Source organism: Scytonema sp. UIC 10036 (assembly GCF_009725235.1).
Map to the genome: position 1 here is coordinate 25,396 of NZ_WJFC01000146.1, position 7,776 is coordinate 33,171.

Below are 7,776 nucleotides of genomic sequence, written 5' to 3' on the forward strand. Positions count from 1 at the left end.
AAACTCCCGTCCTCTACAAGATACAGCTGGTCAATGGGAGGCGATCCCCCTCCCAAAAGTACTCTCTCGATCCGGTGGTTTTACCACAGAATGCATACTGGTGGTCTGTTGCAGAGTGTAGCTAGTCTACTCAGACAGGAGGCGGAGCCTCCAAAGACGGCATTCCCAGGCTCCGCCTGGGAACGAGGTGGGGGTGCAAAGTCACCGCGCTCCTACTAACCACCAACAACTAACAACTAACAACTAACCACTTTTCCCTAAAATAATAATTGTTAACTAATAACTGATTCGGTGGGCTATGGCTTTAACTGCTTCAACGATGTTACCGCTAGGTACTCAAGCACCGGATTTTGAGTTACCGGATGTCAGATCTGGGGAAACAATTTCGCTTTCTAGCTTCACGGGTAAGAAAGCGCTACTAGTTATGTTTATCTGTCGGCATTGCCCGTTTGTCAAGCACGTAAAACAAGAATTGGCTCAATTGGGTAAAGATTACCTCAGTAAAGGTTTGGCGATTGTGGCTATCAGTGCCAATGATGCTAAAAACTACCCAGATGATTCTCCTGAGTCATTAAAGGAAATGGCTTTTGAGCTAGATTTTAACTTTCCCCTTTGTTACGACGAAAGCCAAGAAACAGCAAAAGCGTACACCGCAGCTTGCACTCCAGACTTCTTCTTATTTGATGCCGATCGCAGGCTGGCTTACAGGGGACAATTAGATGATAGTCGTCCGAGTAATGGCAAACCCGTCACAGGTGCAGATTTACGTGCTGCGGTGGAAGCTGTATTGGCAGAGCGATCGCTCTCAAGCGAGCAAAAGCCGAGTGTGGGTTGCAATATCAAATGGAAACCTGGTAATCAGCCAAGTTATTTTGGCTAACAGCTAATTGCTAATTGCTAATTGCTAATTGCTAATTGCTAATTGTCAGTCTTCCATTAGCCATTAGCCGTTAGCCATTAGCAATCAGTGTTTAATATCTAATTGAAGGATGTAATTTCCCAATTGGACTTCTCCAGTCCACAATTCGTACTCCACACGCAAATGCTTGGGAAAAGGATGTCCGTCCAATTTTAAATTTCGCGTAAAATTACGCAGGCGTATAGGTTCGTTCTGTTGTACGGGTTCGCCCGGTAACCAGTAACGAGTGATTCCGTAAACACCTTGTTCCCAAAAATGACGGTAACTCAGCTGATTGTTACCTTGCATGGTCATAATAACTCGGTAGGGGGAAATCTCTAACCAAAGGACTCTGGGGCTATTGGGGACAGCATGACTTGGTTCTTGCAATAAATCTTTTTGTTCGTTAGGAGAACTTTTTGTTTTACAATTCTTTACGGGTGGTGTTGTTAAAAGTAGGTGGAATCGATCGCAATCTTTCTGATAAAGAGTTGCGGCAGTTTCAACAACAGACCAAATTGGTAGGTCTGTAGAAACAAGTGATAAGCACACGGGCTTGCGATGGTGAGTAAGCATGGGAGCGAAAAGGGTTAAAAGCCAATAAACGTTTCAGAAATTAATAAACATCGGTAGTTCTGACGGTACTGAGAAAGCGATAGTATACTAGCGCAGTCACACGTCAGTTTATCCTAATGTCAGCTTCTGTCATAACTGTAGAAACTAGGGACAATACTTCTCAAAACTTAATCATTCAGCGACCAACGACTGGATTATCTTTACAAGGTCGTATTCGAGTTCCTGGGGATAAATCCATTTCCCACAGAGCGTTAATGTTGGGTGCTCTAGCATCCGGGGAAACCACTATTAAAGGTTTGCTTTTAGGGGAAGATCCTTGCAGCACGGCAAGTTGTTTCCAAGCTATGGGGGCAGAAATTTCCGAATTGAATACAGAACTTGTAACGGTGAAAGGTATTGGGCTGGGGAATTTACAAGAACCAATGGATGTGCTCAATGCTGGAAACTCTGGAACAACAATACGTCTGATGCTGGGGCTTCTTGCATCCCATCCAGGACGCTTCTTTACTGTCACGGGAGATAATTCACTGCGATCGCGTCCCATGTCTCGTGTTGTTAAACCTTTACAAGAAATGGGAGCACAAATTTGGGGGCGTAAGGGAAATTCTCTAGCTCCTCTAGCAGTTCAAGGAACATCCCTCAAACCCATCCACTATAATTCTCCCATTGCTTCCGCACAAGTAAAATCCTGCATTCTACTTGCAGGTTTATTAACAGAGGGCAAAACAACAGTCACCGAACCCGCGCTTTCCCGCGATCACAGCGAGCGAATGTTAAAGGCTTTTGGAGCCGAATTAACTGTAGACCCCGAAACCAACAGCGTCACTGTCACAGGTTCCTCTCAACTTCACGGACAAACAGTAATTGTACCGGGAGACATCAGTTCTGCTGCATTTTGGCTGGTAGCAGGAGCCATCGTACCAAATTCTGAATTGACGATTGAAAATGTTGGCGTTAATCCTACCCGTACTGGCATTTTAGAGGCGTTGGAAATGATGGGTGCTGATATTAAGCAAGAAAATGAGCGCACCGTAGCAGGAGAACCAGTAGCAGATTTACGGGTACGTTCCAGTCATTTAAAAAGTTGCACCATTGCAGGTGATATTATACCCAGATTGATTGATGAAATTCCTATTTTAGCAGTCGCAGCAGCTTTTGCAGAAGGAACAACAGTGATTCGAGATGCTGAAGAATTGCGAGTGAAGGAAAGCGATCGCATTGCTGTGATGGCGCACCAACTGAATAAAATGGGAGCAAAAGTGACAGAGTTACCTGATGGCATGGAAATTACTGGAGGTAATCCCCTTTCAGGTGCTGAAGTCGATAGTTACACAGATCATCGAATTGCAATGAGTTTGGCGATCGCAGCCCTCAACGCTTCTGACGCCACTCACATACAGCGTGCGGAAGCAGCTGCAGTCTCTTACCCAGAATTTGTTGCCACATTACAACAAGTTTGTCACAGCTAACCCATTCGGTCCTTCTCGTTCCCAGGCTCCGCCTGGGAACGAGAGTGTCTTAACTGGTCACTGGTCACTGGTCACTGGTCACTGGTCACTGGTCACTGTTCCGCGATCGTGAGGAGCATCAAAATCAATAATCGGTCCTTTTGGAACAATCCGAGTTGGATTAACCTTAGGATGACTTTTGTAATAGTGCCGTTTAATGGTATCAGGAATACATCCTGGTTCATCAGAAAATTCCCAACCATTGTCCCGCATTTCTGGTGCAACTACCGACAGACCGATCGCATCTTGCAGCCCTTTCGATTCGCGGAGAATGGCAGTACGGTTTGCCCAAGGACAAGCCCAAGAGATGTACAAATGATACCGTCCCGGTTCAGCTTTAAACCCACTAGAACCATCAGCTGTAATTTGGTTGCGGAAGGTTGTTGAGGGACGAATAAATTTTCCTTGTGAGTCCTCTTGCTCCCTTTGTGATACCCACTTACCATCTTTCAAGATTCCCAAGCTCATTGTTTTAGTTAGTTGTTGGTGGTTAGTTGTTGGTGGTTGGTGGTTAGTGGTTAGTTGTTGGTGGTTAGTGGTTAGTTGTTGGTGGTTAGTGGTTTTTTATTGTTAGTTATAGCTAATTGCTAGTAACGAAATTTACCTTCTACGACAGAAACCACATAATTCATTGACACCATTAGAATTTGAATACCATCTACAACTAACAACTAACAACTAACAACTAACAACTAACTACTCTTCAGGATTTAGTATTTTTGGAACCTTAAAAAACTCACCTTCTTGTTCGGGTGCGCTTTGAAGAATGGCTTCGCGATCGCTATAGGGTTGCAGTCGATCTGGTCGTGTTACATTACTGACATCAATTGCCCGTGTTGTGGGTGGTACATCAGTCACATCTAATGCATTCAATTGCTGGACATAGTCAAGGATATCCCCCAACTGTGTGGTGAATTGCTCTTCTTCTTCTGGTGTTAACTCTAACCGAGCTAGAAGAGCGACTTTACGGACTTGTTCGCGGTCAATCATAATTTTGATAAGGGTTAGTGGTTAGTGGTTAGGGGTTAGTGGTTAATAGCTACTAACAACTAACAACTAACCACTAACCACTAACTAAAAGAATACGTCAATTTGAGAGCGTCCGGTTGTTTTTAGCCAGTTTTGGGCTTCAATGTAGTTATTGGGAGCCAAGCGGATTGCTCTAATCCAATAATCTGCGGCTTGGTCAAACAGCGATTCGCCAAGGTCTTCGTTTCCTGCTTCTTTTGCCTTTTCTCCTTGATAGTGGTAAATAACGGCAATGTTATTTAAAGCTTGGGGTAGGCGGGGATTGCACTCTAAAGCTTGATGATACAGTTCCAAGGCTTTCTCGTGCTCGCCGTTACTTGCATAAATTAACCCCATATTATATAGGATGTAGCCGCGATCGTTGGTGTCTTCTTCCAATTCGAGGGCTTCTTGATAGTTTTCCAGGGCTTCAGCGTATTCTCCTTCTGACTGCGCCGACATTCCATCTCGGTAGTAAACAAAGGCTTCTTTAGCTCTCTTATTTGCTGGCAGGATCTTGAGGATCAGATCTGCCATAACTGTAAAGGTTTTGTCAATGAAATTATCGTTTCTCTGAGTTCTTGGCATATTGAGTTTACTATGATACAGGTGCCAATATAATTGCGGTTTGCAATGCGTGTGGTAGGCACTCTTTGTACTCAGTACTTACCACAAACCAACTGCTAATAGCTAATCTAACTGATTTGCAGCTACATTTTCGCGCTTAATGGTTGAACACAATCTGGGCTATCGTGCTTGGGATTGTTCACCGCAGTGCTTACAGGATAAGCAGTCATTGCTTCAGATGGGTAGGGTTGCAATAGTTGTTGTAGCATCTCTGGCGTTTGCACCTGCGGAGCCAACCACAAATCGTAATCTTTCTGATGGAGAATCACTGGCATGCGATCGTGGACTGGTTCGAGTAATTCGTTTGCCCTTGTTGTCAAAATTGTACAGGAAGATAGGGTTTGGTCTCGTGGCGATCGCCATTCCTCCCACAATCCCGCGAACCCAAAAGCTTCCCCATTTTGTAGGCGAAAATAGAACGGCTGCTTCTTCCCATCAATTTGCTGCCACTCGTAAAAACCATCTGCCACGATTAAACAACGTCGGCGTTTAAACGCTGAACGGAAAGCGGGTTTCTCTGCCACTGTTTCTGCTCTAGCATTAATCAGTTTAGCTCCCATTCCTGGGTCTTTTGCCCATGAAGGAATCAAACCCCATCGTAGCTGCTCTAATTTACGCTTATCGCTTGTTTGGTCATATAAGACTGCCGATACCATTTGCGTAGGTGATATGTTATATTTCGGCTCCAAGTCAGAAATTTCCACATGGAAGCTTTGTGCTAAAGCTGTTGCTGACTGAGTCAAAGTAAATCTTCCACACATACTTTTTCCTTCACCAATGATTAATATCAAACCTCTAAAGATATGGCATTAAATATTACTTTTATTTTTTATTTTTCAGAGAATTCTTTTTTCTACTAAAATGTTTTGTTGTTTATATATTTTATCATAATTGTTTGTCTTTTCCGAAGATATGCTGTATTTTTACAACATGACCAGTCAACCAATTCATCCCAATATTTTTTGGCATGGAAACCCTGCGTTTGTATGATTTTTTACCCTCAGGCAATGGCTACAAGATACGTCTTTTATTGACTCAAATTGGCATCCCATTTGAGAGGGTAGAGGTTAATATTACCAATGGTGAAAACCGAACAGCAGAATTTTTAAGTAAAAATCCAAACGGTAAGATTCCTGTTTTGGAAGTTCAGCCAGGGAAGTATTTAACAGAATCAAATGCCATTATGGTGTATCTCAGTGAAGGAACAGAGTTTTTACCTTACGACCCCTATTTACGAGCACAAGTACTACAGTGGTTGTTTTTTGAGCAGTACAGCCATGAACCTTACATTGCGACACCAAGATTTTGGATTTCCATACTAGGCAAAGCTAAAGAATACAGTGTAGCCATAGAGCAAAAACGCGAACAAGGTTACGCAGCTTTGAAAGTCATGGAAAACCATCTATCAAATCACCATTATTTTGTAGGAGACCGATACACAATTGCTGATATTGGTTTATTTGCTTATACTCATGTAGCCGAGGAAGGAGGATTTAATCTATCACCCTTTCCCAAAATACAAGCTTGGATAGAAAGAGTAAAAGCCCAACCAGGACATATCAGTATCACAGAAGAAATTAAAACATTTCAAACTGTCGAGACGTGAGTTATTACACAATACACCCACGCTACATAGCATACTTAGATGAACGCAGATAGAGCAGGCTATTATCCGCGTTCATCTACATTCATCTGCGGTTCCAATATTCTATTTTCTAATATGAAGAGCAACTCGTCACCAGTCATTGGTCACTGCTCGTTAGTCATTACTCTGTATCAATTTCAACTAACTTTTGCCGTGACGATAAACCCAACTTAATTTTAATACAAGATTTTGGCACATCAAATTTTGCTGCCAGCAATCGAATTAACTCTTCATTAGCCTTACCATCAACAGGCGGGGATTTCAAATGCACTGTAAGACTCCCATCAGCTTCTTCCTCAATTTTGGGAATTTTTGAATTGGGTTTAACTTTGACTTTTTTTTGCATCATTTATTACTGGTAATTTTTGCAACCACAACCACCCTAAAACACAGCCCAACAAGTAATGCGGAAAATCCCACCAAGCAAAAGTCGTGCCAATCAACCACTTACCTATCAAGGTAGCGCGGAATTGTTCCAATAAAGGCGGATGCCACAATTGTAAAAATTCCAGTATACAAGTAATAATAAAAACCCATAAGGGGATTTGCCAGATAGCTGCTTGACCTTTAAAAAATAAAAATGCAAACAAGCACCAAAAGATTTCGTAAAAAACAGCAGCCCCATAATTATTCAACCATTGATGAGCAGGACCGACGTAATACTTAAAGAAAAAGCCCATCGTTATAACGATGAGCAAAGATAAGAGGATGTGAAAGTTTGGAGTTTTTCTAGACAGCATCATTTTAGAACTAGGGGCTAGAGAAAAGAAGTTAGACTACATTTATACACCATTCTCCAGCCAAGAAAGCCGTAGCGCGATCGCCTGTGGCGGGTGCTCCGCGCCATCGCTACGGGTAATTTGGGTTACCATTACCAATGACTGAAATTTTGTGGCGGTAAACCAATTCCCCGCCGTACCAGCCAGAAACACCAAGAAGAGTAGCCACAAGAACTGAGATAACAAGTCCCCAGGGCAATACAGCTGATATGGGGTTATTCCATCGTACTGCAAGGTTAATAACAGTCAATAAAAGAGCCGCAACATTAAGAAACATATGCGCCCAGCCTGCGGTACGCTTGCGGACTCTAGGGATTCTTAGAAAATCCAAAAGACCAGTCAAAGCTGCTGCAAGACCTCCTACCAATCCACCAACTATTAACCAAAAAGAAGCTCTTGCCCAAAAGACATCTCCCACCAACCAGAAAACTGCATCAGTTAGTAATGCTCCTACAAGAAAAGCGATGGGGAATTGAACGAGAATTGGATGTATTGGGTGTCCTACCACTGAAACAGTACTGGGTATACCAGTGTCCCGAAATTCTCTACTGTCACTTTCTAGAAAAGCGGGAATATTTGGGTAGGGTGTTGTGTTTCTTTCTTGAGTTTCCGTCATTTCTCTTCCTTATAATTGTATAAAAGGGACTAAAAACTAGGGGCTAAAGGCTAGGGGCTAGGGGAAATGCTGCACAGAAGGGGCGTTGCAAGCTAACCCCTAACCCCTAACCCCTAACC

Annotated in this window: 11 protein-coding genes; 3 read left to right on the forward strand and 8 right to left on the reverse strand. The window is 43.0% G+C overall.

Annotated elements, in window-relative coordinates; all coding sequences use genetic code 11:
• The first annotated feature begins 298 nt into the window (after positions 1-298).
• A complete protein-coding gene (locus tag F7734_RS42895) occupies positions 299-880 on the forward strand; it encodes a thioredoxin family protein (RefSeq protein ID WP_155750479.1) in 582 nt (193 codons plus the stop codon).
• 84 nt (positions 881-964) lie between these two features.
• On the opposite strand, the gene F7734_RS42900 is transcribed toward F7734_RS42895, so the two are convergent.
• The gene (locus F7734_RS42900) at positions 965-1,474 is read right to left on the reverse strand and encodes a hypothetical protein (RefSeq protein ID WP_155750480.1); all 510 of its coding nucleotides are present in this window, start codon (positions 1,472-1,474) and stop codon (positions 965-967) included.
• 116 nt (positions 1,475-1,590) lie between these two features.
• Between F7734_RS42900 and aroA the strand changes: the two genes are divergently transcribed.
• A complete protein-coding gene (gene aroA, locus F7734_RS42905) occupies positions 1,591-2,943 on the forward strand; it encodes a 3-phosphoshikimate 1-carboxyvinyltransferase (protein WP_155750481.1) in 1,353 nt (450 codons plus the stop codon).
• A 78-nt stretch (positions 2,944-3,021) separates the two neighbouring features.
• Here aroA and F7734_RS42910 read toward each other — a convergent pair whose 3' ends face one another.
• The 4 genes from F7734_RS42910 to F7734_RS42925 all read right to left on the reverse strand — a co-directional run bounded on the left by F7734_RS42910 (position 3,022) and on the right by F7734_RS42925 (position 5,378).
• Positions 3,022-3,450, reverse strand: coding sequence for a hypothetical protein (locus F7734_RS42910; protein ID WP_155750482.1), 429 nt, complete (start codon positions 3,448-3,450; stop codon positions 3,022-3,024).
• 228 nt (positions 3,451-3,678) lie between these two features.
• Entirely contained in the window at positions 3,679-3,972 is a 294-nt protein-coding gene (gene gatC, locus F7734_RS42915) for an Asp-tRNA(Asn)/Glu-tRNA(Gln) amidotransferase subunit GatC (RefSeq protein WP_155750483.1), read from the reverse strand.
• Between the two features lie 84 nt (positions 3,973-4,056).
• Positions 4,057-4,578 (reverse strand): photosystem I assembly protein Ycf3, encoded by a 522-nt coding sequence (locus F7734_RS42920; RefSeq protein ID WP_155750484.1) that lies wholly within the window; start codon positions 4,576-4,578, stop codon positions 4,057-4,059.
• Between the two features lie 122 nt (positions 4,579-4,700).
• Complete coding sequence (locus F7734_RS42925; RefSeq protein WP_155750485.1) at positions 4,701-5,378, reverse strand: SOS response-associated peptidase; 678 nt, start codon at positions 5,376-5,378, stop codon at positions 4,701-4,703.
• Positions 5,379-5,584: 206 nt separating this feature from the next.
• Here F7734_RS42925 and F7734_RS42930 point away from each other — a divergent pair, with 206 nt between their 5' ends.
• The gene (locus F7734_RS42930; protein WP_155750486.1) at positions 5,585-6,223 is read left to right on the forward strand and encodes a glutathione S-transferase family protein; all 639 of its coding nucleotides are present in this window, start codon (positions 5,585-5,587) and stop codon (positions 6,221-6,223) included.
• 160 nt (positions 6,224-6,383) lie between these two features.
• On the opposite strand, the gene F7734_RS42935 is transcribed toward F7734_RS42930, so the two are convergent.
• The 3 genes from F7734_RS42935 to F7734_RS42945 form a co-directional block, all read right to left on the reverse strand.
• On the reverse strand, positions 6,384-6,608 hold the full coding sequence (locus F7734_RS42935; protein WP_155750492.1) for a DUF167 domain-containing protein: 225 nt from the start codon (positions 6,606-6,608) through the stop codon (positions 6,384-6,386).
• Complete coding sequence (locus F7734_RS42940; protein ID WP_207714339.1) at positions 6,586-7,002, reverse strand: DUF2809 domain-containing protein; 417 nt, start codon at positions 7,000-7,002, stop codon at positions 6,586-6,588. Before F7734_RS42940 ends, F7734_RS42935 begins: the two co-directional genes overlap by 23 nt.
• A 109-nt stretch (positions 7,003-7,111) precedes the next feature.
• A complete protein-coding gene (locus F7734_RS42945) occupies positions 7,112-7,657 on the reverse strand; it encodes a DUF2231 domain-containing protein (protein ID WP_155750487.1) in 546 nt (181 codons plus the stop codon).
• Positions 7,658-7,776 lie beyond the last annotated feature (119 nt).